Origin of the sequence: Streptomyces vastus, assembly GCF_039532825.1 — a bacterium.
Taxonomy (GTDB): domain Bacteria; phylum Actinomycetota; class Actinomycetes; order Streptomycetales; family Streptomycetaceae; genus Streptomyces; species Streptomyces vastus.
Genome location: NZ_BAAASJ010000027.1, coordinates 37,710 through 63,904, shown reverse-complemented (window position 1 = coordinate 63,904; position 26,195 = coordinate 37,710). Strand labels below are relative to the sequence as shown.

Genomic DNA, 26,195 nt, shown 5'->3' with positions numbered 1-26,195 from the left:
AACACCCCGGCAGTCTTCGTGACGGAGGCGGGACCCGGCCGCCGGCAGGTCCGCGCCGAGGTCCGCTGGACCGCCGCGGACGGCTCCACGCGCACCGGCAAGGCCGAGGTGGACACCGGGCACAAGGCCGGTTCGAAGGTCCGCGTCTGGACGGACAGTCAGGGGCAGCTCACGTCGGAGCCGGCGACTGCCGCCCAGGTCACCGTGTTCGCGGGCTACGCGGCCACCGCAGCCGCACTCGGGGTCGGCGGCGTGACGTACGCGGTCGGGCGCGTCGCACGAGGGCGCCTGGACCGGCGGCGCATCGACCAGTGGGGCCGGGAGTGGGATCAGGTCGGACCGCAGTGGGCCCGCAAGACCACCTGACAAGACCACCTGAGCCGGGACCAGTTGGCCATGACAGAGGGCTGACCGGCCCTGGCGGGCTCGACCCGGCGGCGGAGGCCGAGAAGCGCCACAGCGAGTTCCGCTACGGCACGCTCACCCACGCGCTCCGGCTGCCGGCCAGGATTGCCTGGAGCACCGCAGCCCCACTACAACCGCTGGTCGTCTTCGAGGGGCGGGATGCGTCAGTCGTGGGCAACGACCGCGACGGGTGCGGTGGCGTGGTGCAGGACGGCGTGCGTGACGGGTCCGATGTGCGTGCCGAACGGGTTGCGGCGGATCCGGCGGCCCACGACGACCAGGGAGGCGCCGTTGGAGACGTCCACCAGGAAGTTGGCGGCACTGCCCGAGCGGGACTCCTCGACAACCTGGACGTTCGGGTACTTCTGGCGCCACGGACGCAGGGCCTCGGCCAGGGCAGCGGCCTGCTGCCGGGCGATCTCGTCGTACAGCCCCAGGTCGGCGGAGAGACCGTAGACGTAGTACGGCGGCAGGTTCCAGCCGTCGATGACCCGCAGGACGGCAGAGCGTCGGGCGGCCGCGTCGAACGCGAACTCGATCACGGAGTCGTCGGGGCCGGCGGAGTCCAGTCCCAGGACGACGGGCCGGTACGGCGTGGCCGCCGACGGGATCCCCACGGGGTCGGCCTCGTGCTCGTCGGCGGCCTGCTCGCCGGCCCGGACCAGGATGACGGGCCGTTCGGCGTGCGCGACGACGGAGAGGCCGACGGAGCCGACCATGAACCCGCCGATCCCGCTCAGCCCGCGGGAGCCGAGGGCGAGCAGCTCGGCGTCCTCGGCTGCCTTGGTCAGGGCTTCGGCCGGCCCGCCGGTCAGCTGCTCCTCGCTCACTTCGAGGCCGGGGTGGCGCATCCTGAGCCCCTCGGCGGTCTCGCGGGGGATGCGCTCGCTCCAGTGCTGCTGGGTCTCGGCACCGAGCAGCGGAGCCTGGGCCATGGGCTCGGGGACGGGCTCCCAGACGTGGACGAGCTTCAGCGGCAGGCCGCGCAGCTTCGCCTCGCGAGCCGCCCACTCTGCGGCGGCACGGCTCTCGGGCGAGCCGTCGATCCCTGCGACAACGGTGCGGACCATGGTTCTGCCTCCTGATCTGGGGTTCAGATTCCAGCGTCGTGCCGAGGGGCTGAGTGGTGCAGGGGCCGCAGGTCCCCGGCCCGACTCTCCCCCGCCGTCCGTCACCCGCACAGGGCCGTACGGCCCCAGGATCGCACCATCCGGCCCTCGCCCGGCGGCCGCCGGCCCGCGAGCATGGTGTGGGGGTGTATGCGCGGCGGCGGAGCCCTCGGCTGTCGCGTCGGCTGTCGGAGGTGCGCCATGACCGGACCTGTCGTCGTCGGACTCGACGGTTCCGCCGCGAGCGTGACGGCCGCGTGGTGGGCAGCCTGCGAAGCCGCGGAGCGGCATCTGCCCGTCGTGCTGCTCCACTCCTGGACGACCCAGCCACTCGACGTGCCGATCGCCCAAGAGGCCCACAACAAGAAGCGGTACGGGCGAGAAGTACTGCAGAGGACCGCGGCTGAACTGCTGCACCGCCACAGCGAACTGGCCCTGACCACGGAACTGGTGTCGGACCCGGCCACACAGGCCCTCCTGGGCCACGGCGAGAACGCGGCCATGCTCGTCCTCGGCTCCCGCGGACACGGCTCCGTGGCGAGCTTCCTGCTCGGCTCCATCAGCCTGCACGTCCTGGGCCTGGCCCAGTGCCCTGCCGTCGCCGTCCGGGCCGGCGCCCCCGCCGTCGAGACCGGCTGGGAGCAACCGGCGGCGGACCGGGACGAGGTCGTGGTCGGTGTGCAGGAGCTCGGGCCGGATGCCGAGCCGCTGCTGGAATTCGCCTTCACCGCCGCCGAGTTGAGCGGAACCCGTGTGTGCGCGGTGCGGGCCCTGCCCGTTTCCGCGCTCGTGACTCATCCGCACGCCTTTGCCGCCCAGCAGGCCGACCGCGACCGCGAGGCCGAGGAGCGCACGCGGCTGGCCGCGGTCCTGATCCCGTGGCGCGAGAAGTTCCCCGACGTCCCCGTCGTGGAGGACGTCGCCATGGGCTCCGCGGCACAGGTGCTGCTGGCCGCTTCGGCACACAGCCGACTCACCGTCGTAGGACGTCGGCGCCATCCGTCCCGCAGGACGTGGAAGCTCGGGCCGGTCGCCCACGCGGCCCTGCATCACGTGCCGTGCCCCGTCGCCGTCGTCCCGCACGACTGAGCCGACCCGAGGGCAAGAGCGAGGACTGCCATGGACCGCACCCTTCCGGACACGCTGCGCCGGGTGTTCCCGGCACTGTCCCGCACGCCGGTGCTCGAATCTGTCCTCCTGGCCGTCACGGCCACCGCCCTGGCGGCCGGTGGCGTCTTCCGGCTCGCGGGCGTCGCCGGCCTCGCCGACCTGTGCTGGGCCCTGGGCGCCGTCGCGGCCGTCGCGGCCGTCGCGGCCGTCGCGTCGGCATCCGGCGGAGGTGCTGCGGCTGGCCGCCTCCCTCGACCAGTACTCCCCGCATGTCCTGGCGCAGGCCGTCGTCGACGCGGAGCGCGAGCGCGGGCACCGCAGCAGGTTCGTCACAACCGGTGACCACCTGCCCAACAAGCGCCGGTGCGCGAACCGTTGACGGCACGACCAGCATTCGGGCAGAGCCGACGGCTCCCGGCACCACAACAGTGAACCGGCGTCGGCGGCTTATGGGCATCTGCGGAATCCGGCGCTCTGAGCGAACGAGCGGAGGAAGGCGTCGCCGTACCGAGCCGGTCCGCCACGACGGTTGGCAAGGGACCGTTGGGCACCCTTGGGGAACCCCTCGGCCCACGCCCCGCCCGACCGGATCGGGGCACCGTGGGGCGAGAGGCCATCCAGGGAGGCTGCACATGACCCAACTCGCCGACGGCAACAGCATCGTGGTGGGCGTCGACGGATCGGAGGCGTCCAAAGCCGCACTGCGCTGGGCCAGGGAGCAGGCCCGCGCCCTGCGGGCGGAGGTCGTGGCCGTACACGCCTGGGAACCGACCACATCCGGGTTCGCGCCGTATGCTCCGGCATCGGCCCGTCCCACGGCCGCGCAGCAGCGCGAACAGGCTGCCGAGCTGCTCGCCTCGACGGTGCGAGAGGTCTTCGGCCCACGGATCGGCGGCACCGTGCATGCCGTTCTCGTGGAGGGGCCGCCCGCGCGGGCACTGCTCCGTCACGCGCCCGGCGCACTGCTGCTCGCCCTGGGGCGCAGGGCTCATGGACAGTACGAGCTGCCCGCGATCGGGACGGTGGGCCGTGAGTGTCTGCGGCACGCGACGGTCCCCGTGGTCGCGGTGCCCGCCGCGCAGCGGCCCGCGCCGCCGCTCAGGACCGTGGAGACGTCGCCTCTCGCCAGGAGCGGTGCCGCGTAGGGGGCGGAGTGCCAACGCCTGGCGGGATATGCGACCGCCCACAGCTCCACCCGCGAGATCGTCGAGCCAAGCAGATCAGGCACAGCCCGGCTACCGCATCACCGGCGCCACGGCGCTCAGCGACGCGAATGCCCTTGTGGTCGACGAGCACCCCGTCTCGTGTGGGCACCCTCCTACCGGCCGGCCTGCCGGTTCATGCCGTACCCAGGGCGGCCACCCGTGGTCCTTCTCCCGTCGGGACGGAGGCCGAGGCCGGATACGCTGGCGGGGTGATCGAGAACCTTCCCCCCTGTCCGAAATGCTCGTGTGAGTACACCTACGAGATGAACGCCCTGGTGGTGTGCCCGGAGTGCGGCCACGAATGGGTGCCTGCCGAGGGCAGCACGGATTCCGGCGTCCCCGCGATGGGAGTCCCCCCGGCCGAAGGCTGGGGGAGGGTCGTCAAGGACTCCGTCGGCAATGTGCTGCAGGACGGCGACTCCGTGGTCGTGGTGAAGGCACTCAAGGTCAAGGGGAGCCCGTCGGGCATCAAGGCCGGCACGAAGGTGCGCAACATCCGGCTGGTCGACGGGGTCGACGGCCACGACATCGACTGCAAGATCGACGGTTTCGGTGCAATGCAGCTCAAGTCCACCGTGGTCAAGAAAGCCTGATCTACGACTCACTCTGTCCCGCCGTCCCGTCCATGGGGGGTGTTCGAGGCTGCAATCGGATGCTGAATTGCAAAATTTCGCAATTGGTTAGATGCTGTGTTGGCCATGCTCGCAGTAACCGCGGGCACGGCTTTCGCTTGCCCCCGGGGCGGGGCGCTGTCAGGGAAGCCGAGGGGTCGTGTCCGTTCCGCTGTACCAGGCCAAGGCCGAGTTCTTCCGGATGCTGGGACATCCCGTACGGATAAGGGTGCTGGAGCTGCTGCAGGACGGGCCGATGCCGGTACGGCAGCTGCGGGCCGCGATCGAGGTGGAGCCCCCCAGCCTGTCGCAGCAGCTGGCGGTGCTGCGCCGCTCGGGCATCGTCAGCTCCCAGCGCGAAGGCTCGACCGTGGTGTACGCGCTGGCCGGCGGGGACGTCGCCGACCTGCTGCAGGCCGCGCGCCGGATCCTGACCGAGATGCTGGCCGGGCAGAACGAGTTGCTGGCCGAGCTGCGGGATGCCGAGGTCTCCGCGCGATGAGAACCTCCTCCGGCCGGGTCGGGGCCCGGCTGACCGCGCTGCTGCCCAGACGCAGTGATCTGGCGCAGATGCGCCGGGATCCGCGCCGGGACCTGTTGGCCGGCCTTACGGTGGCGATCGTCGCGCTGCCGCTCGCGCTCGGATTCGGCGTCTCCTCCGGGCTCGGCGCCGAGGCGGGGCTGGCGACCGCGGTCATCGCCGGTGCGCTCGCCGCGGTGTTCGGCGGTTCGAATCTGCAGGTGTCCGGGCCGACGGGCGCGATGACCGTGGTGCTCGTGCCGATCGTCGCGGAGCACGGCCCGTCCGGGGTGCTGACCGTAGGGCTGATGGCAGGCCTGATGCTCCTCGCACTCGCCCTGATCAGGGCCGGGAAATACATGCAGTACGTGCCTGCCCCGGTCGTCGAGGGCTTCACGCTCGGCATCGCCTGCGTGATCGCACTGCAGCAGATCCCGAGCGCCCTGGGGGTGCCCAAGCCGGAGGGCGACCGCGTCCTGGTGGTGACCTGGCGCGCCCTTCAGGAGTTCGCGCAGCACCCGAACTGGACCGCCGTCGCCTTCGCCCTGGCGGTCGCCGCCGTCATGCTGATCGGCGCCCGCCTTCGGCCCACGATCCCCTTCTCCATCGTCGCGGTGATCGCCGCCACCCTCGTGGCGCAGGTAGCCGGCCTCGATGCGGCGCAGCCGATCGGAGACCTGCCGTCCGGACTGCCCACGCCCACTCTGTCGTTCCTGGACCCGGGCGCGCTCGGCTCCCTGCTCGCCCCGGCGGTCGCGGTGGCGGCGCTGGCAGCCCTGGAGTCACTGTTGTCGGCCTCGGTCGCCGACGGCATGACGGTCGGCCAGAAGCACGACCCGGACCGGGAGCTGTTCGGGCAGGGCCTGGCCAACATCGCGGCCCCGCTGTTCGGCGGGGTGCCCGCGACCGGCGCGATCGCCCGCACCGCGGTCAATGTCCGTACCGGCGCCGGGTCCCGGCTGGCTGCCCTCGTCCACGCTGCGGTTCTCGCCGTGATCGTCTTCGCGGCCGCGCCCTTCGTTTCGAAGATTCCGCTCGCCGCGCTCGCGGGTGTGCTGCTGGCCACGGCGATCCGCATGGTCGAGGTCGGCTCGCTGCGGGTCATGGCCAGGGCCACCCGCTCGGACGCGCTGATCCTCGTGCTCACCGCCGTCGCGACCCTCGCGCTCGATCTCGTGTACGCGGTGATCATCGGCCTGGTGGTCGCGGGTGCACTGGCCCTGCGTGCGGTGGCCATGCAGGCCCGCCTGGACCAGGTCCCCCTGGACCGGGGCGACCACAGCGCCGAGGAGCACGCGCTGCTGGCCGAGCACATCGTGGCCTACCGCATCGACGGGCCCTTGTTCTTCGCCGCCGCCCATCGCTTCCTGCTGGAGCTGGCCGAGGTCGCCGACGTACGCGTCGTCATCCTGCGCATGTCCCGGGTGACCACCATCGACGCCACCGGCGCCCTCGTCCTCAAGGACGCGGTGGAGAAGCTCCACCGGCGCGGCATCGTCGTCATGACCTCTGGGATCCGCGCCGGTCAGCGCCAAGTCCTGGACTCGGTCGGCGCACTGGAACTGCTGCGCTTGGAGGGGCGTGAGTACGCCACCACGCCCGAGGCGATCCAGGGCGCCCGTACTCACCTGGAGCGTGCCGGCGTCATGCATGCCCTCCCCGCCCAGACATCCCGGCCCCTCAGTGAGGAAACGGAGGAAACCGTCGGATGAGCACTCCGCCCGCATCGCTGCGCATGGTCGAGGTCTCCGGTGCCGAGGCGCTGTGGCTGCTGGAGGGCAGTTCACTGGGGCGGCTGGTGTACACGCAGCGGGACCAGACCGTCGTCCGGCCTGGTCGGCACACGTGGGAGTTCGGTCGGCTGGTGGTGCGCACGCCCGCGCCGGCCGCCGCGGTCCCCGCCGCGGCGACGTATCACGTGGACGAGATCCGTGCGGTGGGGGGCACCGGCTGGACGGTCACCGTCGCCGGGCCGGTCGATGTGATCACCGATCCCGACGAGGCCACCCACTACCGGCGCACTCTCACCGGCTGGACGCACGGCCCGCACGACACGCTGCTGCGCCTGCACCCCAAGACGGTGAGCGGATTCCGCCTCGCCCGCGCGGAGGCGTGATGGGTGCCCGGCTCGAAGCCCTGCCCTATCGGCATGTGCTCACGCTGCCCACCGAGCCGTCCGCCGTCCGGACAGCCCGTCAGACCGCCGAGCAGGCCATGGCCGAGTGGGGCATAAGCCTGCGCCACCCGACGGTCGGCCCGGCTCTGCTGATCCTCAGCGAACTGGTCACCAACAGCGTCCGGCACGCCGCGGCGCTCTCCCCCCAGATGACCGTCATCTACGCGGCGGGCGCGGACTGTCTGGCCTTCGCCGTGCACGACCGCCACCCCCACCAGCCCTCACTGAACACGTCGGTCGCCGACACCGGCACGGGGGCGGGCGGTCTGGGCACCGTCATGGAGCTCACCCTCGGCCTGAGCGGCACCGCGGTCGTCCGGGCCGATGCCGACGGCAAGGGGAAGAGCATCTGGATCACCCTCCCCCTCTGACCAAACAGGGCCGACTGCGCAAGGAAGTTGACGACCATGACCATCGAGTGGCGCTACACCGTCGAACAGGATCTCGGCATCCTGTCCGTCTCCGGATACCTGGGACCGGACGCCGTTCGCCGCTTCGCCGGCGCCGTCGGCTGGGTCGTGGGACGCGGGACCGGCCCGGTCATCGTCGACCTGACCGAACTGCGCGGCTGGTCGGCCGAGGGACAGCTGGCGATCACCGAGGCCGCCCGCCGCCTTGCCGAAGCGGGCCGCAGCCTGGAACTGGCCGCGATCCCCGCTGACGGGTCCTTCGTCCCCGTCGGAGACTGCCCGCCCACCCCCGTGCACCCCGACCTGGTCGGCGCGCTCACCTCACACAGCACCCGGTATGGCGAGGCGCCGGAGGGCCGTCACGAGTGGCGGACGACGGGGTGGCCGAGGACTGGAGACGACGCGGGCGAGTGAGCGCGGCGGGTTCCGCCGGGGCGAAGGCGCCATCGGGATCCCGGACGGGTACGACGGTGGAGTTGTCCTCCTTCGTGGCGATGGCCACGTCCTCGGTGAACTCCGTCGCGGCCAGCTCCCGGCCGGAGACGCCGGCGGCGACCGCGTGGGTGAGGTCGGCGGTGCCCTCGTAGGCCGTCTCGGCCGCGGCCGCCTCGGCGGACAGCGGTCCCGCGCCCTGGGCGTGCAGGTCGGAGATGAGGGCGTCGGCGCCGAGCAGGTCCTCCGGGCGCGCAACGAACGGGGCGCGGCGCAGGTGGGCCGGGGAGAGACCAGGGACTGTCAGGCGTGACGGCGCGGCGGTCGACGGCCGGCCGCGCGCCGGACTGGTGTGCGTAGACGGCGGCGGCCTTCTCTGCTGCGGTCTGCTCGGCCGTGGTGGCGGGGCCGTCCGGCGGCCAGAACGGGAGGATCCTGATGCCCGTCTCGACGGCGACGCTCACGGCCGTGGTGAAGGACAGCACGTCGACGGCGACCAGGCAGGCGGCCTGCGCGGCGAGGTGGCCCTCCCCCACTCTCGGCTTCGCTCGAGCGGGGGACCCCCATCGGCAGGGCCCCACTCGAAGCGGATCCCGCTGCCGCACTGGACGGCCCAGTCACCCCATGACCCACTCCCCTGCGGGTCAGCTTCGGTCGCCGTCCGCGGCGGACGTGGTGACCCGGCCGCCGAAGGACAGCTTCAGCATGCGGGCCTCGCTGCACCGCGGGCACCGGCCCTCCGCACCGACGGCGGGGGGCCGACACTTGAGGCGGCAGGCCGGGCACTTGAACCAGACGACACCCGCGCCACGCAGCGGAATGATTCTCACGCAAGCCTCCCTCACATCACGTATGGAGTTGCTAATCTTAGCAATTGCCGAGGTCATCACCGATGGTTTCATGCGGTTCGGGTCTCGTGCGCGGATTCGGCGTGACCGCTGCCGCAGGCGAGGATGTGCCGCATGTGTGTGACGAGCGAAGCGAGATGGGGGTCCCCCCGCCCGAAGAGTGGGGGAGGCTGGATGCGATGCGCCGAGAACCGGCCCATACGGCCGTACTGCTCCGCCGGGGAGAGGACGGCACCATGAGCACGCCGCTGTACCAACTGAAGGCCGAGTTCTTCAAGACGATCGGACACCCGGCGCGCATACGGGTCCTTGAGCTCCTCAGCGAGCGTGAGCACGCCGTGGCGGAGATGCTGCCCGAGGTGGGCATCGAGCCGGCCCATCTGTCGCAGCAGCTCGCGGTGCTGCGCCGGGCGAACCTGGTGGTGACCCGCAAGGAGGGCTCGACCGTGTACTACTCGCTGACCAGCCCCCACATCGCCGAGCTGCTCCGCGTCGCCCGCACCATCCTGTCCGGCGTGCTCGCCGGCCAGGCCGAACTCCTCGCCGATCTGCAGGCCGCCCAGACGCAGCCGAAACCGCCGTCATAGCGACGGCCCTCAATCGGCGTCCGCCTCCCGGGAGTTGACAGCGCTCTGTGGCGAGGGAGGCGGCCGCCTTCACCTCTGAGTGACGTAACTCCGGTCGCAGGTGGCCTGTTGGACACCGGCGGACAAGACCTCACCGTGTCAGGGAGGGTTTATGGGCCTGTTGCGCAAGATCCGGGACACCGGGCGGGTGGCCGAGCCCGCTCCCCCACGCCCGGAGGGTGACGTCCCGCCGCAGGCGCGGGAGTTCGGCGGCTCGGTGCAGGTGCGCTGCGTGGATGCCGGTTCCTGCAACGGCTGCGAGATCGAGATCGCGGCGGCCTTTAACCCGGTGTACGACGCCGAGCGGTACGGGGCCCGGCTGGTGGCCTCGCCCCGGCACGCGGACGTGGCCCTGGTGACCGGGCCGGTGACGCGGAACATGGCCGAGCCACTGCGCCGCACGGTTGCCGCGATGCCCGAGCCGCGGCTGGTGGTCGCGGTCGGGGACTGCGCGATCAACTGCGGGGAGTTCGCGGGCGGGTACGGCGTCGAGGGCGCCGTCTCCGATGTCGTACCGGTGGATCTGGCGGTACCCGGCTGCCCGCCGCGGCCGGACGAGATCGTCGCGGCGCTGCGGAGGGTGACCGGACGGTGAGCCTGATTCCGGCCGCCCTCGCGACGGCCACCGCGTTGGGTGTGGCGGGCGCGCCGGCCGGGCTGGTCCTGCCGCCGCGGGTGCGCGGCTGGGTGGTGGGGGTGTTGACGGCGGGTGTGGGGGTGGCCGGTGGTACGGCCGGTGTGGCTGCACTGGGCGGAGGCCGCTGGTCGGCCGAGGTACCCGGGCTGCTGCCGCTGGCCGGGGCGCATCTGGCGGTGGACGCGCTGTCCGGACTGTTCATGGCGGTGGCCGGGGCCGTGGTGGCGGCGGTGGCGGTCTACGGCGTCGGCTATGTGGCCGGGCATGGATCGCACGGGTCGCACGGCCTCGGCTCGCGGGGTGCTCAGGCGGTGCTGCCGCTGTTCGCGCTGAGCCTTGTGCTGGTGCCGGCGGCGGCCTCGGTGTCGACGTTCCTGCTGCTGTGGGAGCTGATGGCGCTCACCTCGCTGCTCCTCGTCCTGGCCGAGCACCGCGCCCGGCCCGCCGTACGGGAGGCGGCCGTCTGGTACGCGGTGATGACCCACCTGGGGCTCGTCCTGCTACTCGCGGGCCTGTCCGTGTACGCCGCGCAGACCGGCGGAGAGACTTTCGCCGCCCTGCGCGCGGGTACGGCGGGGATCTCGCCGACCGTGCGCGGGCTGGTGTTCGTGCTGACGGCGGTGGCGTTCACCTCGAAGGCGGGCCTGGTCCCGCTGCACGCCTGGCTGCCACGCGCACATCCCGAAGCTCCCAGCGCCGTCTCGGCGTTGATGAGCGCGGCCATGGTCAACCTCGGTGTCTACGGCCTCGTACGGGTCGGGTTCGATCTGCTGGGCGGGGGACCGGCCTGGTGGTGGCTGCTGGTGATGGCCATGGGCGGGCTCTCGGCGGTGTACGGGATCCTCCAGGCCGCGATGGCTTCCGACCTCAAGCGGCTGCTGGCCTACTCGACCAGCGAGAACATGGGGCTCGCTGTCCTCGGCGTGGGTGCGTCCGGGCTGTTTGCCCACGCCGGGAACGAGGCTCTGGCCGGGCTCGCGCTCGCGGCAGCGCTGCTGCACGTCGTCAACCACTCTGCCTTCAAGGCCCTGCTGTTCGGCGCGGCTGGCTCGGTACTGCGGGCCACCGGGGAGCGGAACCTGGATCTGCTGGGCGGGCTGCGGGCCCGGATGCCGGTCACGGCCGGGCTGTTCGCGGTCGGCGCGCTGGGCGCGGTGGCGCTGCCGCCCGGCAACGGCTTCATCAGCGAGTGGCTGCTGCTGCAATCGATGATCCACGGGCTGGACGTGCCCGGGGTGACCACGGCGATCGTGCTGCCCCTCGCGGTGGCGGTGATCGCCCTGTCCGCGGGGCTTGCAGCGGCGGTGTTCGTCAAGGCGCTCGGCGTGGGCTTCTTCGCCCGGCCGCGCGGTGACGGGGCCGCGTTGGCCAAGGAGTCGCCGCCGCTCATGCTGGCCGGGATGGGGCTGCTCGCGGCGCTGTGCACGGCGCTGGCCCTGGTGCCGGGGCTGCTCGGCGACGGGCTGGATCGCGCGGTGGAGTCGGTCGGGTACGACGGGACGCGGGCCGTGTCCGGTGGCGGACTGGAGGTAAAGCTCGACGAGGTGTCCGCCGTGCTGTCCCCGCTGTGGGTGGTGGCAGCGCTGACAGTGGCCCTGGGCCTGGTGACCGGGGTGCTGCGGTGGGCTGCACGCCGTCGGGAGCGGCGTACGCAGGCGAGGTTGTGGGACTGCGGGGGCGGGGCGCCGACGCCGCGGATGGCCTATACGGCCACGTCGTTCGCCGAGCCGCTCCAGCGGGTCTTCGACGACGTGCTCGCCCCTGAGCAGGACGTGGACGTCACGCCGGTGCGCGAGTCGTCGTACCTCGTGGAGCGGGTGAAATTCCGCAACCGGGTGCCCGATCGGATCGAACACCGCCTGTACCGGCCGGTCCTCGAATTCCTGGCCGCGACCGGGCAGTCGGCACGGCGGCTGGCGGGCGGCAGCGTGCACACCTATCTCGGCTACGGCTTCTTCGGACTGGTCACTCTGCTCGTGGTGTTGGTGGTGGGCTGGTGAACACGGTCGGATACGCGGCGATCGCCCTCCAAGTGGTCGCGGTCGCGGCCGGGGCGCCCCTGCTGACCGGGCTGATGCGGCAGACCCGGGCCCGCCTGGAGGGCCGGGCCGGCGCCGGGGTGCTCCAACCCTGGCGGGATGTACGCAAGCTGCTGCGCAAGGAAGCGATCACCCCGGTCGGCACGGGACCCGCCTTCCGGTGGGCGCCACCTCTACTCGTCGCCACCTCGCTGGTGCTGGCCGTCCTGGTACCGCTGATCTCCACCAACACACCGGTGCGGGGGCGGGCGGATCTGATCCTGTTCGTGGCGCTGCTGGCGCTCGGCACCCTGGCGTTGGCGCTCGCGGGCCTGGACACCGGCACCGCGTTCGGCGGCATGGGCGCCTCGCGGGAGATGACCATCGCCGCACTCGTGGAGCCGACCATCCTGATGGCGGTGTTCGCGCTGTCGATTCCGGCCGGCTCCACCAACCTGCCCGTCATCGTCGCCGGAGCCGCAGACCAGCCCGCCCGACTGACCTCCCCGGCCGGGCTGCTGGCCATCGCCGCACTCGCGGTGGCCGTGCTGGCCGAGAGCGGCCGACTACCCGTGGACAACCCCTCCACCCATCTGGAGCTGACCATGGTCCACGAGGCCATGGTCCTGGAATACGCCGGACCGGACCTTGCCCTGGTCGAGTTCGGCGCCCAGCTTCGGCTGACCGTCCTGTTGGGGCTGCTCGCTTCGCTGTTCGCGCCGTGGGGCATCGCCACCAGCGCCTCGCTCGCGGCCGTGCTGCTCGCCCTGCTGCTGGTGGTACTCAAGGTGGCGGTGCTGGGAATGGCGCTGGCGGCGGCGGAAGTGTTCTGGGCCAAGCTGCGGCTGTTCCGGGTGCCTGAACTCCTCGCGGGCTCCTTCTTGTTGGCGCTGCTCGCGGTGGCCGCCTCGTACTTCCTGGTCGGAGAGTGAGGGCTTCCATGAGCGACAGTCTGTTCACACAACTGCTCGATCTGGCCTGTGGGGCGTTCCTGCTGGCCGCCGTGGTGGTGCTGTGGCGCCGCGAACTCGCCGCGATCGTACGGCTCTTCGCCCTGCAGGGAATCGCGCTCGCCGCCATCGCCCTGCTGCTCGGGCTGCACGAGGACCGCTGGGACCTGATCGTGGTGGCCGCCGGTATCGGCGCACTGCGGGCCGGCCTGTTGCCGTACCTGATCCGTCGGGCCCTGGCCGCGCTCGTCGCCGACCGGGGCGAGGGTCAGGAGCAGGCGTACACGCACAGTGAGGAGGTGCGCGAGACACAGCCGCTGGTGAATGTGGCCGCGTCACTGCTGACCGCCGCCGCCCTCACCCTGCTCGCCTACGCGGTCGCCCGTCCCCTGGTCGAGCTGGATCCGACGCCGGCCACCCGGGCCCTGCCGGTCGGCCTGGCCGTGGTCCTGATCGGCTTCTTCGTACTGGTCACCCGGCGCCGCGCGCTGGCCCAGGTGGTCGGGTTCCTGCTGCTGGACAACGGCATCACCGCTACCGCCTTCCTGGCCGCCTCGGGCGTGCCGCTGATCGTCGAACTCGGCGTCTCCTTCGACGTGCTGCTGGCCGTCCTGGTCCTACAGCTACTCACCGTGCGGGTGCGGGAGGCGTTCGGCACCACCGACATCGACGACCTGCGGGAGCTGCACGACTGATGCTGCGTCTTTTTCAAGAGCCCGCACTGACCGCGCTCCTGCTCACCGCGCCCTCCGCCGGACCGCTTGCCGTGGCGGCTGGGTACACCCTCACCGGGCTCGTCACGCGCGGAACTCCTCCTGAGGTACCGGGGGCCCGGCAGGAGGGGACCCGTCGTCCACAGCTTGCGGGGAAGAGCGTCACTGTTCCCTCGCGCGGGACCGCGAGCGTGACAGACAACAGGGGGGAAGCAGATGCCTCTGCGCCTGGTGAGCCGGTCGTCGCTCCCGGGGCTCGCGGGCGCCATCCGGCCGACTGGGCCGGACTGGCCTCTCCGGCGGTGATCCTCACCTGCGGTGCGCTGCTGGCCGCCGATGTCGGCGGTGGGGGTGCCCCCATGCTCGAGCGAAGCCGAGAGCTCGGGGGAGGATCCGTGGCCGTGTACTCCGGCCTGCTGCGGGCCGACGCGCTGACCGTATGGATGCTCCTGGTGGTCGGTGCCGTCGCGTTCCTCGCCTGCGCCGCGTCACCCTCGTACCTGGTGGGAGAGCGGGCCGTCGGGCGGGCGACGGACCGGACCGTGCGGCGCTACCAGGCCCTCGTACACGCATTCCTTGCGGCGATGTGCCTGGCCGTGGTGACCGCGAACCTCGGTGTGTTGTGGGTGGCGATCGAGGCCACGACCATCGTCACCGCGTTCCTCGTCGGCCACCGCCGCACCCGTACGTCGGTGGAGGCGGCCTGGAAGTACGTGGTGATCTGCTCGGCCGGGATCGCCCTGGCTTTCCTCGGCACGGTGCTGATCTACTACGCGGCCCGGCAGGCCGGTATCGCGGAGGCGTGGGCGCTGGACTGGCCGACCTTGCTCGCCCGTGCGGACCGTCTCGACCCTGCGGTCACCCGGCTCGGCATCACCCTCGTCGTCCTCGGCTACGGTGCCAAGGCGGGCCTGATCCCGCTGCACGCCTGGCTGCCGGACGCGCACAGCCAGGCTCCCGCCCCGGTCTCGGCGCTGATGTCCGGGGTGCTGCTGTCCGTCGCCTTCGTGGCGATCCTGCGCTACCGGGTCATCGCGGATGCCGCACTCGGCGCGGACTTCACCCGCGTGCTGCTGGCCGGCATCGCGCTGCTGACCCTGGCCCTCGCGGCCGGGCTGCTGCTGGCCCAGCGCGACTACAAGCGGATGCTGGCCTATTCGAGCATGGAGCACATGAGTCTGATCGCCCTGGCCGCAGCCGTCGGCAGCCCGCTCGCCTTGTCGGCCGGGCTACTGCACATCGCCGGGCACGGGCTCGCCAAGGCCACCGCGTTCTGCGCCTCCGGGCAGATCCTGCTCCTGCGGGGCACCTCGGCGATCGGGCGGGTGCGCGGGCTGCTCGCCCAATCGCCCTGGCTGGGTGCGGTGTTCGGGCTGGCAATCGTCGCGCTGCTGGGCTTCCCGCCGTTCAGCCTCTTCGCCTCCGAACTGGGCATCGCCCGCGCCGGATTCGCCGCCGGAGCGGGACTCGGCTGGGTCACAGCCGCCGCCCTGGTGCTGGTGCTGGTCGCCTTCGCCGCGCTCGCCACCCGGGCCACGCGGATGCTGCTGGGGCCCGCTCCCGACAGGGGCACGGCCGTCGCGGACAGCCCGTCCGCGTTGTGGCCCCTCGTGCTGGGCCTGGCGGCCTGCGCTGCCCTGGGCATCGCCGCCGGCCCGTTGGGAGACCTGCTGTCCCAGGCCGCCGCCACCCTGGAAAGGCCCTGACAGATGCGTACCGTGCACGACGTCCACGCCGCCGAACTGCCCAAGCGGGCCGAGGCGCTGCTGCGCGACGGACACCGTCTCGCCCTGATCGCCGCCCACCACGACGCAGGCGCCGTACGTCTCGTCTACCTCTTCGTCTCCGGGCCGCCCGACACCCGCATCGAGCTCCATGTGCGCCTGAACGTGGCCCGACCCGAGGTGCCCAGCCTGGCCCATCTGTCCTTCCCCGCAGGCCGGTTCGAGCGCGAGATGCGCGACCTGCACGGCATCGTGCCCCTCGACCACCCGCAACCGCGCCGCCTGGTACGCCACTTCCACTGGCCGCGCGGCTGGTACCCGATGCACCCCGCCGCCGGGGACCCGCCCGCCTTCGGCGAACAGGAGGGCCCGTACCCCTTCCTGGAAGTCACCGGCGACGGCGTGTACGAGATCCCTGTCGGCCCGGTGCACGCCGGACTCATCGAACCCGGCCACTTCCGCTTCTCCGTCGTCGGCGAGACCATCCTCAAGCTCAAGGCCCGCCTCTGGTTCGTGCACAAGGGCATCGAGAAGCTCTTCCAGGGCCGCTCGGTGGCGGCCGGACTGCCCTTGGCCGAACGCATCAGTGGCGACACCGCCGTCGGCCACGCCCTCGCCTACTGCCTGGCCGTCGAGGAGGCCACCGGCACGGCCGTCCCCGAACAGGCCCAGTGCACCCGCGCCCTGCTCCTCGAACTCGAACGCCTCCACAACCACGTCGCCGACCTCGGCATGCTCTGCAACGACGTCGGATACGGCATCCTCAACGCCCACGCCCAACGCGTCCGCGAACAACTCCTACGCCTCAACGACACGGTGACCGGCCACCGCCTGCTGCGCGGCGGTGTGGTTCCCGGCGGCAGCACGCTGCGGACCCTGCCCAGCCCCGCCCGGATGGAGGCCATCGGCGACGACATCCGCGAGATCGTACGGCTGGCGCTGGGCCACTCCACCGTCCACGACCGCTTCACCGGCACCGCGATCCTGCCCACCGGGGCCGCCCGCGACATCGGCTGCCTCGGCTACGTCGCCCGCGCCAGCGGCCTGTCCCTGGACGCCCGGATCGCCCACCCCTTCACCTCGCACGGACAACCCGGCCAGGTCCCCGTCCACACCAGCGGCGACGTCCTGGCCCGCTTCCTGGTCCGCGCCGAGGAGATCGACGCTTCTCTCGCCCTGATCCGGGAGCTCACCGACTACGTCTCCACCGGCGCGGTTCTGGGGCCTTCCGCGGTGCCCGGGGAAGGCCCCAGCAGCGGCGTCGGCCTGGTCGAAGGCTGGCGGGGCACGATCACAACGCGCGTCGAACTCGCCGCCGACGGCACCCTGACCCGGGTCAAGCCGGTCGACCCGTCCTTCTTCAACTGGCCCGCGCTGCCGGTCGCCCTGAACGACACGATCGTCCCGGACTTCCCGCTGACCAACAAGAGCTTCAATCTCTCCTATGCCGGCAACGATCTCTGACCGGTCAAGGACCCGACTCTCCGCCCGCCGGCCGGTAACCGGTCACGATGTCGGCCCCGATCCGAACCATGTGCTGCATCTCAGTGTCGGCCCAGGGCGTGAACACCGTTAGAGATCGCGGGCGAGTTCGGCGACTGTTCGAGGCCCAGCGCGGTATGCCGTGCGGGAACTCCTTCGAGTGCAACGACTGCTATGGCGGCTGCCCCGACAACACGGTCTCCGAGTCGATCGTCCTGCAGCCCTCTGCTCGAACCGGACCCGACTGAACCGGACATCACTTGAGCCCTCGCGCCTTCCGCGAGGGCTCAAGTAGCCGTGTGGCCAGTGGTTGTGCGTCAGCCGACGAACTCCCCCACCGCCGCCTTCAGTTCACTCAGTCCTTTCTTCGCGTCGGTGAAGAACATCCCGGTCTTCGGGTCCGTGTAGAGCTCGTTGTCGATGCCCGCGTAACCGTGGCCCATCGAGCGCTTGATGACGACGACGCTCTTGGCCTTGTCGACGTCGAGGATCGGCATGCCGGAGATCGCGTTGCCGGGGCGGCGGGCGATCGGGTTGGTCACGTCGTTGGCGCCGATCACGAGGGCGACGTCGGCCTGCGGGAACTCGGGGTTGACGTCGTCCATCTCCTTCAGCTGTGTGTAGGGGACGTTGGCCTCGGCCAGGAGCACGTTCATGTGTCCTGGCATGCGGCCGGCAACCGGGTGGACGGCGTAGCTGACGTCGACGCCGTGGTCGGTGAGCAGCTGGGCCAGGGCGCCGAGTTCGTGCTGGGCCTGGGCGGCGGCCAGGCCGTACCCCGGCACGAAGATGACCTTGCGCGCGTACGCCAGCTGGATCGCCACGTCGTCCGCGGACACCGGGCGGACCTGGGCGGATGCCCCGCCCGCGCCGGCCGTCGCCGGAGCGCTGTCGCCGGTGCCGAAGCCACCGATGACGATGTTGGCGATGGACCGGTTCATGGCGTCGGCCATCAGCTTGGTGAGGATGCCGCCCGAGGCGCTGACGAGCATGCCCGCGATGATGAGCGCGGTCTCGTCGAGGACGAAGCCGGCCATCGCGACCGCCGAGCCCGTGAAGGCGTTCAGCAGGGCGATGACCACGGGCATGTCGGCGCCGCCGATCGGCAGCACCATCGTCACGCCGAAGAGCAGCGCCACGACGACGAGTCCGTACAACGCGACCTGGCTGTCGGGTGCCAGCACCAGCCAGACCGTGCCGGCGACGAAGGAGGCCGGCAGCAGCACGTTGAGTAGCCGTGCGCCCGGGAAGACCACCGGCGCCCCGGACACGATGCCCTGCAGCTTGCCCGCCGCGATCAGCGATCCGGAGAAGGTGACCGCGCCGATGACGATGTCGAGGGCGCCGGGCAGGGAGACCCGTGCGCCCAGGGCGGCCGGGTGGTCGGTCTGGAGCAGGTCGCCCACCGCGATGAGCGCTGCTGCTCCGCCGCCGACGGCGTTGAAGAGGCTGACCAGTTGCGGCATGGAGGTCATCTGGACCTCGCGCGCGGCCCACAGGCCGAGCGCTGCGCCGAGGACGCCTCCGGAGATCAGTACGAGCCAGCCGGTGCTGCTGATCACGTTCTCGTCCGTGACCAGCCAGACGGTGGCGGCGATCGCGAGGGCCATGGCCCCGGCCGAGAGGGTGTTGCCGCGGCGGGCCGTGCGCGGGTGGTTCATCAGGTGCAGGCCCATCACGAAGCAGGCGGCCGCGGCCAGGAAGATGTAGTGGACGGCGTTGGAGACGGTGTCCATGGCGGTCACACCTCCGCCTTCTCGTGTGTGTCAGCGGTGGGCTTCTCGGTGGCCGGCCTGGCCTTGAACATCTCCAGCATCCGGTCCGTGACCACGTATCCGCCGACGACGTTCATGGCGCCGAACACCATGGCCACGAAGGCGAGTATGTAACCGATCCAGGTGTGCGACTCGGCCGCGATCAGCATGGCGCCGATGACGACGATGCCGTGCACCGAGTTGGAGCCGGACATCAGCGGAGTGTGCAGGGTCGCCGGGACCTTGCTGATGACCTCGATGCCGACCAGGACGCTCAGCACGAAGACGGTGATCGCGGTGAGGAGATCGAGGTTGTTCATGAGGATCCTCCTCCTGTCAGTGCGGCCGTGATCTCGTCGGCCGGGTCGAGGGTCAGTTCGCCGTCGCGCACCAGGTGGCACAGCAGGGCGACGAGGTTGCGGGCGTACGCCGTGGACGCGGCGGTCGCCATCGCGGAGGGCAGGCGTCCGGCGCCGATGAGGGTGACCCCGTTGTCGAGGACGGTGGTCTTGTCGGGCTCGGTGCCTTCCGCGTTGCCGCCGAGTTCGCTCGCCGCCAGGTCGACGACGACCGAACCGGGCTTCATCTGCTCCACAGCGGTGGCGGTCACCAGCAACGGCGGCTTGCGGCCCGGTACTTGGGCCGTGGTGATGACGATGTCGGAGCGGGCGATGTGCGCGTCGAGCGCCTCCCGCTGGGCCCGCTGTTCCTGTTCGGTCAACTCCCGTGCGTAGCCGCCCTGTCCGGCCTCCGGTTCCCCGTTCGGCGGGCTCTGAATGTCGAGGAACCGGGCGCCGAGCGACTCCACCTCCCCTCGTGACGCGGGGCGTACGTCGTACGCCGAGACGACGGCACCGAGGCGGCGGGCGGTGGCGATCGCCTGCAGCCCGGCCACTCCGGCACCGAGGACGAGGACCTGTGCCGGGCGCATGGTGCCCGCCGCAGTGGTCAGCATCGGGAAGAACCGGTCGTACGAGTCGGCCGCCACCAGTGCCGCCTTGTAGCCGGCGACACTGGCCTGGGACGTCAGCGCGTCCATGGACTGGGCGCGGCTGAGGGTGCGCGGCAGCAGGTCGAGACTCACCGTGCGCACCCCGCGTCCGGTCAGTTCCTCGGTCAGGGCGGGGTTGCGCAGTGGTTCGAGCAGGCCGATCAGTGTCTGCCCGGCGCGCAGGGCCTGAGCCGTCTCCACGTCCGGCGGGCCGACACACAGCACGACGTCGGCACGAGCGTACAACTCGTCCGGCGGTACGACGGTCGCGCCGACGTCGGTGTACTCGGCGTCGGTGAACCAGGCACCGGAGCCGGCACCGGCCTCGACCAGGACGTCAAGTCCGGCCCGGCGCAGGAGGGTTACGGCCTCGGGGACGAGGGCGACACGGCGTTCGCCGGGCGCTCGCTCCCGTACGGCACCGATGGTGAGGGTTGACATGATCTGCTGCCTCTCTCTGTGACCCGGTGGTGCCGGGCCACAGAACTCTCAGAACTCGAAGACGAGCCGCGCTTCGGCCCGTCCGCCGAGGACCTCGTCGAAGGATTCGTTGACCTGCTCCAGGCGTCGCGGTTCGGCGATGACCTGGGTGCGTCCCGCGGCGTGCAGCGCGAACACCTCCGACAGGTCCTGACGGGTGCCGACGATGGAGCCGATGACGGAGATCCCGCTGAGCACGGTCTCGAAGATCGGCACGTTGATCGACGCGTTGTCGGCGGGCAGGCCGACCATCACCAAGCGCCCGCCCCGGTTGAGGGACCGGTAGGCCTGCTCGAACGCCTTGGCGCTCGCGGCCAGTACGACGGCCACGTCCGCGCCGCCGGCCTTCTTGATCTCCTCGACCGGGTCGTGCGTACGGGCGTTGACGATCTGGTCGGCACCGAGCTTGTGGGCCAGGCCCAGCTTGTCGGGTTCGAGGTCGACGGCGGTGACGAAGCCGCCGACGAGCCGCGCGTACTGGACGGCCAGGTGGCCGAGGCCGCCGACGCCGAAGATGGCGACCCGCTCGGCCGGGACGACGCGCGCGACCTTGATCGCCTTGTACGTGGTGACGCCGGCGCAGGTCAGCGGCGCCGCGTCGAACGACGACACGCCCTCGGGCACCGGGACGACGGCGCCCGCGTCGGCCACGGCGTACTCGGCGTAGCAACCGTCCACGGAGTAGCCGGAGTTGACCTGGCTCTCGCAGAGGGTCTCCCAGCCGGAGACGCAGTAGCGGCAGGTGCCGCAGGACGAGCCGAGCCACGGGATGGCGACCCTCCCCCAGACTCCGTCCGGGCGGTGCCCCCAGCCGACCAGATCGGTGCTGACGCCCTCGCCGACGGCTTGCACGGGGCCTACGCCCTCGTGGCCCGGGATGAACGGCGGCTGCGGCTTGACCGGCCAGTCGCCGTGGGCCGCGTGGATGTCGGTGTGGCAGAGGCCGGAGGCCTCCATACGGACGAGCACCTGGCCGGGGCCGGGCTCGGGGACGGGGAGTTCCTGGATCTCCAGGGGCTTCCCGAGGTGAGTGACGACTGCTGCCTTCATGATCTGCTCCTCAACTGGGCTGTATGCCGGAAGCCGGCTCTCTGCCGGTTCCTCGATCCGTGTGACGAAACGCAGCCCGTCCCCTGCTGCGAGGGAGAAGCCGCCCGGTGTGCCCTCTTCGACGTCCAGGACGAAGCGCGGGCGGCCGAGCGCCTCGTACAGGTCGGCGTCGATGTGGAAGGTGCCGCCGTCCAGGACGCCGAGCATCATGTCGCCCTCGCCGAGGGCGAATTCGCCGCCGGGGAAGCACATCGGGTCGCTGCCGTCGCAGCAGCCGCCGGACTGGACGAACATCACCGGCCGGCCGTGGGCGGCGCGCAGGGCCTTGATGGCCCGGTGCGCCGCCCGGGTGGCGGTGACGCGCCCGGAGTTGCCGTTCACTAGCCTCGCGGGCATGTCGGTGCACCCCTTCGGATCCGCTGGAATCGCTGGAATCGCTGGATCGGCTAGAACAGCCCGAGCGGCTTGGTGCCGTAGCTGACCAGGAGGTTCTTGGTCTGGCTGTAGTGATCGAGCATCATCTTGTGCGTCTCGCGGCCGATGCCGGAGACCTTGTAGCCACCGAACGCCGCACCCGCCGGGTACTGGTGGTAGCAGTTCGTCCAGACTCGGCCGGCCTTGATGGCGCGGCCCATCCGGTAGTTGCGGTTGGTGTCGCGGCCCCACACGCCGGCCCCGAGGCCGTACAGCGTGTCGTTGGCGATCTCCAGGGCCTCGGCCTCGTCCTTGAAGGTGGTGACCGCGAGGACGGGGCCGAAGATCTCCTCCTGGAAGACCCGCATCTTGTTGTGGCCCTTGAGGACGGTCGGCTCGAAGAAGTAGCCGTCCGCGAACTCACCGCCGATCGCCGGACGGTGACCGCCCGCGAGCAGCTCCGCGCCCTCCTTCAGGCCGATCTCGACGTACGAGGCGATCTTCTCGACCTGCTGCCGGGACACCTGGGGGCCGATCATGGTGGCGGGGTCGAGCGGGTCGCCCTGCTTGATGGCGCGGATGCGCTCCAGGCAGCGGGCCATGAACTCCTCGTAGATGTCCTCCTGGATGAGGGCACGCGAGGGGGCGGTGCAGACCTCGCCCTTGTTGAACGCGTACAGGACGAGTCCCTCGACGGCCTTGTCGAGAAAGTCGTCGTCCTCGGCGGCCACGTCGTTGAAGAAGATGTTCGGCGACTTGCCGCCCAGCTCCAGCGTGACCGGGATGATGTTCTGCGCCGCGTACTGCATGATCAGGCGGCCGGTGGTGGTCTCACCGGTGAAGGCGACCTTGGCGATGCGCTTGTTGGTGGCCAGCGCCTTGCCGATCTGGGCGCCGGGGCCGTTGACGACGTTGAGGACGCCCGGCGGCAGGTGGTCGCCGATGACCTCCATCAGCTTCAGAATCGACCACGGGGTCGGCGACGCGGGCTTGATCACGGTGGCGTTGCCGGCGGCGAGCGCCGGGGCCAGCTTCCACGCGGCCATCAGCAGCGGGAAGTTGAACGGGATGATCTGGCCGACCACGCCCAGCGGCTCGTGGAAGTGGTAGGCGATCGTCTCCTTGTCGACCTCGGTGATCGAGCTCTCCTCGGCGCGTATCGCGGCCGCGAAGTAGCGGAAGTGGTCGGCGGCGAGCGGAATGTCGGCGGCGAGGGTCTCGCGGACCGGCTTGCCGTTGTCCCAGCTCTCGGCGACGGCGAGTTCCTCGCGGTGCGCGTCGATGGCGTCGGCGACCGCGTTCAGCACCGCGGCTCGCTGCGTGGTGGAGGCCTCGCCCCACTTGTCCTTCGCGGAGTGGGCGGCGTCCAGGGCGAGTTCGATGTCCTCGGGTCCTGACTTCGGGACCTCGCAGATCGGCTTGGCGGTGGCGGGGCACAGGTTGGTGGAGTACTCACCCGTGGTGGGCGCCTCCCACTTGCCGCCGATGAAGTTCTCGTACCGGGGCGCGACGTCGACGGGACTGCCCGTCCTGCCCGGAGGCTCGTACCTCATGATCGTCACCTTTCGTGAGGGTTGTGGTGATGTTCAGCACGCTAGGTACCGGAACGCTGCAGCAACGCTGCATGCCGTCGGACCTGCGGCAGTCGGGGAAGGAGAGAGGACTCGGTGTCCAGTGCGCGGGCCCGGGCCGCCGCTGCGGCGCGCTGCGGCGAACCGCCCGGGAGCGCGCCGGCGAGCGCCTGCCACGCAGGAGCGTCGTCGGCTCCCCAGGCCGCGTCCACCCAGCGGCGGAGCAGCCGGGCGTCGCCGCTACCGAGCACGGCGCCGCGCAACTGCTGCTCCAGGCCACGCCGTTGCTCCACGACAACCGGCGCCTCGGAGCGCGGCAGCAGCGGACCGGGGTAGCCGGCCAGCGCTTCGCCCACCCGTCCCTCGGCAAGCAGCGCGGTCACGTCGGCGAAGTCGGTCCGCACCGGGCTCAGCAGTGCGTACGGCCGTGACCCGAGCAGGGCGGGACCGAGCACCGTGCGCAGCCGGGTCAGCTCGGCCCGCAGCGTCGAAGGGGACAACTCGCGCTCCGACAGGTCCACCGCGAGCCGGTCACCGGCCACGCCGCGGCCCTCCAGGACGAGCGCGACCACGATCTCGCTGTGCCGCGGGCTCAGCCGGTGGACGCGCCCCGCGCACTCCAGCAGGGCGCTGTCCCGGCCCAGCGCCCTCAGCCGTACGACGCCGTCCCGTCCTGGGCAGGCCGCGTCCTTGGGACGCACCACGCGCCCGTCGGGACCGAGCAGTACCGCCGGCGCGGTCAGCTTGCGGGCGAGTTCCGCCTCGGCCGCAAGCGCGGCACCCCGGACCGCGGCAAGAGCGGGGGGCGTGGCGATGGTGCCGCCGCCGGAGAGGTCGACGACACCGAGCACCCGGCCGGTGCCCGGGTCACGTATCGGGGCGGCGGCACACGACCAGTCGTGCGCTGCAGCGCTGTAGTGCTCGCCGGCCACGATCTGGACGGGCTGCCCCAACTCCAGTACCAGTCCTGGGGCGTTGGTCCCCGCCTGCGCCTCCGACCACACGGCGCCCTCGGCGAAGTGCATCCGCTCGGCACGCTCCACAGCCGCGGTGTCGCCCTCGACCCACAACAAGGTGCCGTCGGTGTCACCGACCGCGAAGACATGTCCGTCGTCCGCGGCACCGGCCCCGAGCAGCTCCCGGAACAAGGGGAGCACCGTGACCAGCGGGTGGGTGCGCCGGTAAGTCGAAAGCTGTTCGGCCGTCCCGCGCAGCGGCGGCAGACGGCTGCCGTCGGGTCGTACGCCGCCCGCCGCGCAGCGCTGCCACGAGTCGGCCACCAGGCGCCGCACACCCTCCGGCGTTCCGAGCGAGGTCATGAACCGCTCGTGCGCGGAACGCAGCGCGGATGCCGAGGTGGCGGTGAAAGCATCCATGCGGCCAGCACCTCCCACGTGCCTTCCTCCAGTCCGGTCGCACCAGCCTCACCCGTATTCCGGGGAAGGGTGCAGGGGCCGAACGACCCCTGTGCCAGGGACGCTTGGGCCTCCGGCCATGACGCACGGCCACCCCACCGAGTGCGAGGTCGGGTATGGACGCAGGAGCGGGCGGGCATGTCGCGCAGGGCGAGGGCGTGGGCGCCGACGTCAGTGTTCATGGCCGACGTGCACTGGCCGAGCACGCCGGCGCCGAGGACGACCCCGCCCATCCTGGGCTGACGCCCGACGGCCTTGGCGTCGGTCCACGAGTAAGTGCCGCCAAGGTCGGCGACAGCACCCCGAGAGCGAATTGCGCGGCGGCATGGGGCCGCCGACCGGCTTCGGTGTCCGGCCCGGCGGCCCCATGCCACCTGTCGGTTGTGGGTCTGTCAGCTCTGTGGGAGCCGGGCGGCGACGTACTCGGTGAGGTCGAGCAGCCGGTTGGTGTAGCCCCACTCGTTGTCGTACCAGCCGAAGACCTTGACCAGCTTGCCGTGCGCCTGGGTGAGCGGAGCGTCGAATACGCAGGAGGCGGGGTCGCCGACGACGTCGCGGGAGACGATCGGGGCGTCGGACACCCGCAGAATGCCCTTCAGTGGCCCGTCGGCGGCCTCGCGGAACGCGGCGTTGACCTCGTCCGCGCTCACGGGCCGGTTGAGCACCAGGGTCAGGTCGGTCAGGGAGCCGTCCTCGACCGGCACGCGTACGGCGATGCCGTCCAGGGTGCCGGACAGCTCCGGCAGGACCAGGCCGACCGCGCGGGCGGCGCCGGTGCTGGTCGGAATGATGTTCACTGCGGCGGTACGGCCGCGGCGCAGATCCTTGTGCGGCCCGTCGAGAACCACCTGGTCGTTGGTGTATCCGTGGATGGTGGTCATCAGCCCCTTGTCGATGCCGAATTGCTCGTCGAGCACCTTCACCATCGGCGCCACGCAGTTGGTGGTGCAGGAGGCGTTGGACACCACGTGGTCCCGGTCGGGGTCGTAGGTGCCTTCGTTGACGCCCATGACGACGGTGGCGTCGACTCCCTTGCCCGGCACGGACAGCAGCACCTTGCGCGCGCCGGCCTTCAGGTGCTGTCCGGCGTCCTCGCGGCTGCGGAAGCGACCGGTGGACTCGATGACGACGTCCACACCGAGTTCGCCCCAGGTCAGCGCGGCCGGGTCGCGTTCGGCGGTCACCGCGATGCGATGCCCGTCCACGGTGATCGAGTCGTCGTCGTGCTCGACGGTGCGGCCGAGGCGGCCATAGGTCGAGTCGTACGCCAGGAGGTGGGCCAGGGCCGCCGGCGAGGTGATGTCGTTGATGGCCACCACCTCGACGGGCGTGCCCGCCCCGGTCTCCGCGCGCTCCAGTACGCAGCGCAGGTAGTTGCGTCCGATGCGGCCGAAGCCGTTGATGCCCACGCGCACGCTCATGTCCGTTGTCCTCCCGATCGATCCGCTTCTGGTGTGCGTTGCCAGCCTGCCGGCAGGGGATCGGATCGGGCTTGGGCCGCCCGGGGGCCAGGTGAGGGACGTTCGGCCCGGGGGAACTCGATG

Annotated in this window: 28 protein-coding genes and 1 pseudogene; 18 read left to right on the top strand and 11 right to left on the bottom strand. The window is 71.5% G+C overall.

What is annotated here, in order from left to right; all coding sequences use genetic code 11:
- Nucleotides 1–366: Rv1733c family protein (locus ABD357_RS12690; RefSeq protein ID WP_425584836.1), on the top strand; the 366-nt coding region annotated here is incomplete at its 5' end.
- Between the two features lie 203 nt (nucleotides 367–569).
- Here the strand turns inward: ABD357_RS12690 and ABD357_RS12685 are convergent.
- A complete protein-coding gene (locus ABD357_RS12685) occupies nucleotides 570–1,475 on the bottom strand; it encodes a universal stress protein (protein WP_344389841.1) in 906 nt (301 codons plus the stop codon).
- Between the two features lie 240 nt (nucleotides 1,476–1,715).
- On the opposite strand from ABD357_RS12685, the gene ABD357_RS12680 reads away from it, so the two are divergent.
- The 9 genes from ABD357_RS12680 to ABD357_RS12640 all read left to right on the top strand — a co-directional run bounded on the left by ABD357_RS12680 (nucleotide 1,716) and on the right by ABD357_RS12640 (nucleotide 7,960).
- On the top strand, nucleotides 1,716–2,603 hold the full coding sequence (locus tag ABD357_RS12680) for a universal stress protein (RefSeq protein WP_344389839.1): 888 nt from the start codon (nucleotides 1,716–1,718) through the stop codon (nucleotides 2,601–2,603).
- 30 nt (nucleotides 2,604–2,633) lie between these two features.
- Nucleotides 2,634–2,966, top strand: a complete 333-nt coding sequence (locus tag ABD357_RS12675) for a hypothetical protein (RefSeq protein ID WP_344389838.1) — start codon at nucleotides 2,634–2,636, stop codon at nucleotides 2,964–2,966.
- A 290-nt stretch (nucleotides 2,967–3,256) separates the two neighbouring features.
- Nucleotides 3,257–3,769 carry a universal stress protein gene (locus ABD357_RS12670; RefSeq protein WP_344389837.1) on the top strand — a complete coding sequence of 171 codons (513 nt, stop codon included), beginning with the start codon at nucleotides 3,257–3,259 and terminating at the stop codon, nucleotides 3,767–3,769.
- A gap of 269 nt (nucleotides 3,770–4,038) precedes the next feature.
- Nucleotides 4,039–4,422, top strand: coding sequence for a zinc ribbon domain-containing protein YjdM (locus ABD357_RS12665; RefSeq protein WP_344389835.1), 384 nt, complete (start codon nucleotides 4,039–4,041; stop codon nucleotides 4,420–4,422).
- A 178-nt stretch (nucleotides 4,423–4,600) separates the two neighbouring features.
- Nucleotides 4,601–4,942, top strand: coding sequence for an ArsR/SmtB family transcription factor (locus tag ABD357_RS12660; RefSeq protein WP_344389833.1), 342 nt, complete (start codon nucleotides 4,601–4,603; stop codon nucleotides 4,940–4,942).
- Nucleotides 4,939–6,672 carry a SulP family inorganic anion transporter gene (locus ABD357_RS12655; protein ID WP_344389831.1) on the top strand — a complete coding sequence of 578 codons (1,734 nt, stop codon included), beginning with the start codon at nucleotides 4,939–4,941 and terminating at the stop codon, nucleotides 6,670–6,672. Before ABD357_RS12660 ends, ABD357_RS12655 begins: the two co-directional genes overlap by 4 nt.
- Nucleotides 6,669–7,076 carry a pyridoxamine 5'-phosphate oxidase family protein gene (locus ABD357_RS12650; protein ID WP_344389829.1) on the top strand — a complete coding sequence of 136 codons (408 nt, stop codon included), beginning with the start codon at nucleotides 6,669–6,671 and terminating at the stop codon, nucleotides 7,074–7,076. The genes ABD357_RS12655 and ABD357_RS12650 overlap by 4 nt, the downstream gene beginning before the upstream one ends.
- Nucleotides 7,076–7,507, top strand: a complete 432-nt coding sequence (locus ABD357_RS12645) for an ATP-binding protein (RefSeq protein ID WP_344389828.1) — start codon at nucleotides 7,076–7,078, stop codon at nucleotides 7,505–7,507. The genes ABD357_RS12650 and ABD357_RS12645 overlap by 1 nt, the downstream gene beginning before the upstream one ends.
- 36 nt (nucleotides 7,508–7,543) lie before the next feature.
- A complete protein-coding gene (locus ABD357_RS12640) occupies nucleotides 7,544–7,960 on the top strand; it encodes an STAS domain-containing protein (RefSeq protein ID WP_344389827.1) in 417 nt (138 codons plus the stop codon).
- On the opposite strand, the gene ABD357_RS12635 is transcribed toward ABD357_RS12640, so the two are convergent.
- Nucleotides 7,863–8,165: a hypothetical protein gene (locus ABD357_RS12635; RefSeq protein ID WP_344389939.1), complete on the bottom strand. Its 303-nt coding sequence runs from the start codon at nucleotides 8,163–8,165 to the stop codon at nucleotides 7,863–7,865. The genes ABD357_RS12640 and ABD357_RS12635 overlap by 98 nt on opposite strands.
- Here ABD357_RS12635 and ABD357_RS12630 point away from each other — a divergent pair.
- Entirely contained in the window at nucleotides 8,106–8,291 is a 186-nt protein-coding gene (locus ABD357_RS12630; protein WP_344389825.1) for a hypothetical protein, read from the top strand. The genes ABD357_RS12635 and ABD357_RS12630 overlap by 60 nt on opposite strands.
- A 331-nt stretch (nucleotides 8,292–8,622) precedes the next feature.
- On the opposite strand, the gene ABD357_RS12625 is transcribed toward ABD357_RS12630, so the two are convergent.
- Nucleotides 8,623–8,808 (bottom strand): hypothetical protein, encoded by a 186-nt coding sequence (locus ABD357_RS12625; protein WP_344389823.1) that lies wholly within the window; start codon nucleotides 8,806–8,808, stop codon nucleotides 8,623–8,625.
- 254 nt (nucleotides 8,809–9,062) lie between these two features.
- Between ABD357_RS12625 and ABD357_RS12620 the strand changes: the two genes are divergently transcribed.
- The 7 genes from ABD357_RS12620 to ABD357_RS12590 all read left to right on the top strand — a co-directional run bounded on the left by ABD357_RS12620 (nucleotide 9,063) and on the right by ABD357_RS12590 (nucleotide 16,958).
- Nucleotides 9,063–9,413, top strand: a complete 351-nt coding sequence (locus tag ABD357_RS12620) for an ArsR/SmtB family transcription factor (RefSeq protein ID WP_344389821.1) — start codon at nucleotides 9,063–9,065, stop codon at nucleotides 9,411–9,413.
- A 151-nt stretch (nucleotides 9,414–9,564) separates the two neighbouring features.
- The gene (locus ABD357_RS12615) at nucleotides 9,565–10,047 is read left to right on the top strand and encodes an NADH-quinone oxidoreductase subunit B family protein (protein WP_344389820.1); all 483 of its coding nucleotides are present in this window, start codon (nucleotides 9,565–9,567) and stop codon (nucleotides 10,045–10,047) included.
- On the top strand, nucleotides 10,044–12,089 hold the full coding sequence (locus tag ABD357_RS12610; protein ID WP_344389818.1) for a proton-conducting transporter transmembrane domain-containing protein: 2,046 nt from the start codon (nucleotides 10,044–10,046) through the stop codon (nucleotides 12,087–12,089). Before ABD357_RS12615 ends, ABD357_RS12610 begins: the two co-directional genes overlap by 4 nt.
- Nucleotides 12,086–13,039 carry a respiratory chain complex I subunit 1 family protein gene (locus ABD357_RS12605; protein WP_344389817.1) on the top strand — a complete coding sequence of 318 codons (954 nt, stop codon included), beginning with the start codon at nucleotides 12,086–12,088 and terminating at the stop codon, nucleotides 13,037–13,039. The genes ABD357_RS12610 and ABD357_RS12605 overlap by 4 nt, the downstream gene beginning before the upstream one ends.
- Nucleotides 13,040–13,047: 8 nt before the next feature.
- On the top strand, nucleotides 13,048–13,752 hold the full coding sequence (locus ABD357_RS12600; RefSeq protein ID WP_344389815.1) for a hypothetical protein: 705 nt from the start codon (nucleotides 13,048–13,050) through the stop codon (nucleotides 13,750–13,752).
- 209 nt (nucleotides 13,753–13,961) lie between these two features.
- On the top strand, nucleotides 13,962–15,476 hold the full coding sequence (locus ABD357_RS12595) for a proton-conducting transporter transmembrane domain-containing protein (RefSeq protein ID WP_344389814.1): 1,515 nt from the start codon (nucleotides 13,962–13,964) through the stop codon (nucleotides 15,474–15,476).
- 3 nt (nucleotides 15,477–15,479) lie between these two features.
- Entirely contained in the window at nucleotides 15,480–16,958 is a 1,479-nt protein-coding gene (locus ABD357_RS12590) for a hydrogenase large subunit (protein WP_344389812.1), read from the top strand.
- Between the two features lie 335 nt (nucleotides 16,959–17,293).
- Here ABD357_RS12590 and ABD357_RS12585 read toward each other — a convergent pair whose 3' ends face one another.
- From ABD357_RS12585 to gap, 8 genes and pseudogenes are all read right to left on the bottom strand, one after another.
- Nucleotides 17,294–18,712, bottom strand: coding sequence for an NAD(P)(+) transhydrogenase (Re/Si-specific) subunit beta (locus ABD357_RS12585; RefSeq protein ID WP_344389938.1), 1,419 nt, complete (start codon nucleotides 18,710–18,712; stop codon nucleotides 17,294–17,296).
- A 5-nt stretch (nucleotides 18,713–18,717) separates the two neighbouring features.
- Nucleotides 18,718–19,050 carry an NAD(P) transhydrogenase subunit alpha part 2 gene (locus ABD357_RS12580; protein ID WP_344389811.1) on the bottom strand — a complete coding sequence of 111 codons (333 nt, stop codon included), beginning with the start codon at nucleotides 19,048–19,050 and terminating at the stop codon, nucleotides 18,718–18,720.
- The gene (locus ABD357_RS12575) at nucleotides 19,047–20,162 is read right to left on the bottom strand and encodes an NAD(P) transhydrogenase subunit alpha (RefSeq protein ID WP_344389810.1); all 1,116 of its coding nucleotides are present in this window, start codon (nucleotides 20,160–20,162) and stop codon (nucleotides 19,047–19,049) included. The genes ABD357_RS12580 and ABD357_RS12575 overlap by 4 nt, the downstream gene beginning before the upstream one ends.
- Before the next feature lie 48 nt (nucleotides 20,163–20,210).
- Nucleotides 20,211–21,251: a zinc-dependent alcohol dehydrogenase gene (locus ABD357_RS12570; RefSeq protein ID WP_344389936.1), complete on the bottom strand. Its 1,041-nt coding sequence runs from the start codon at nucleotides 21,249–21,251 to the stop codon at nucleotides 20,211–20,213.
- A 66-nt stretch (nucleotides 21,252–21,317) separates the two neighbouring features.
- Nucleotides 21,318–21,647 (bottom strand): annotated as a pseudogene (locus tag ABD357_RS12565) (DUF779 domain-containing protein); the annotation flags it as partial.
- 50 nt (nucleotides 21,648–21,697) lie between these two features.
- Complete coding sequence (locus ABD357_RS12560) at nucleotides 21,698–23,218, bottom strand: aldehyde dehydrogenase family protein (RefSeq protein WP_344389809.1); 1,521 nt, start codon at nucleotides 23,216–23,218, stop codon at nucleotides 21,698–21,700.
- Between the two features lie 41 nt (nucleotides 23,219–23,259).
- Nucleotides 23,260–24,612: a sigma-54-dependent transcriptional regulator family protein gene (locus tag ABD357_RS12555; protein ID WP_344389807.1), complete on the bottom strand. Its 1,353-nt coding sequence runs from the start codon at nucleotides 24,610–24,612 to the stop codon at nucleotides 23,260–23,262.
- Between the two features lie 431 nt (nucleotides 24,613–25,043).
- Nucleotides 25,044–26,072, bottom strand: a complete 1,029-nt coding sequence (gap, locus tag ABD357_RS12550; protein WP_344389805.1) for a type I glyceraldehyde-3-phosphate dehydrogenase — start codon at nucleotides 26,070–26,072, stop codon at nucleotides 25,044–25,046.
- Between the last annotated feature and the right edge of the window lie 123 nt (nucleotides 26,073–26,195).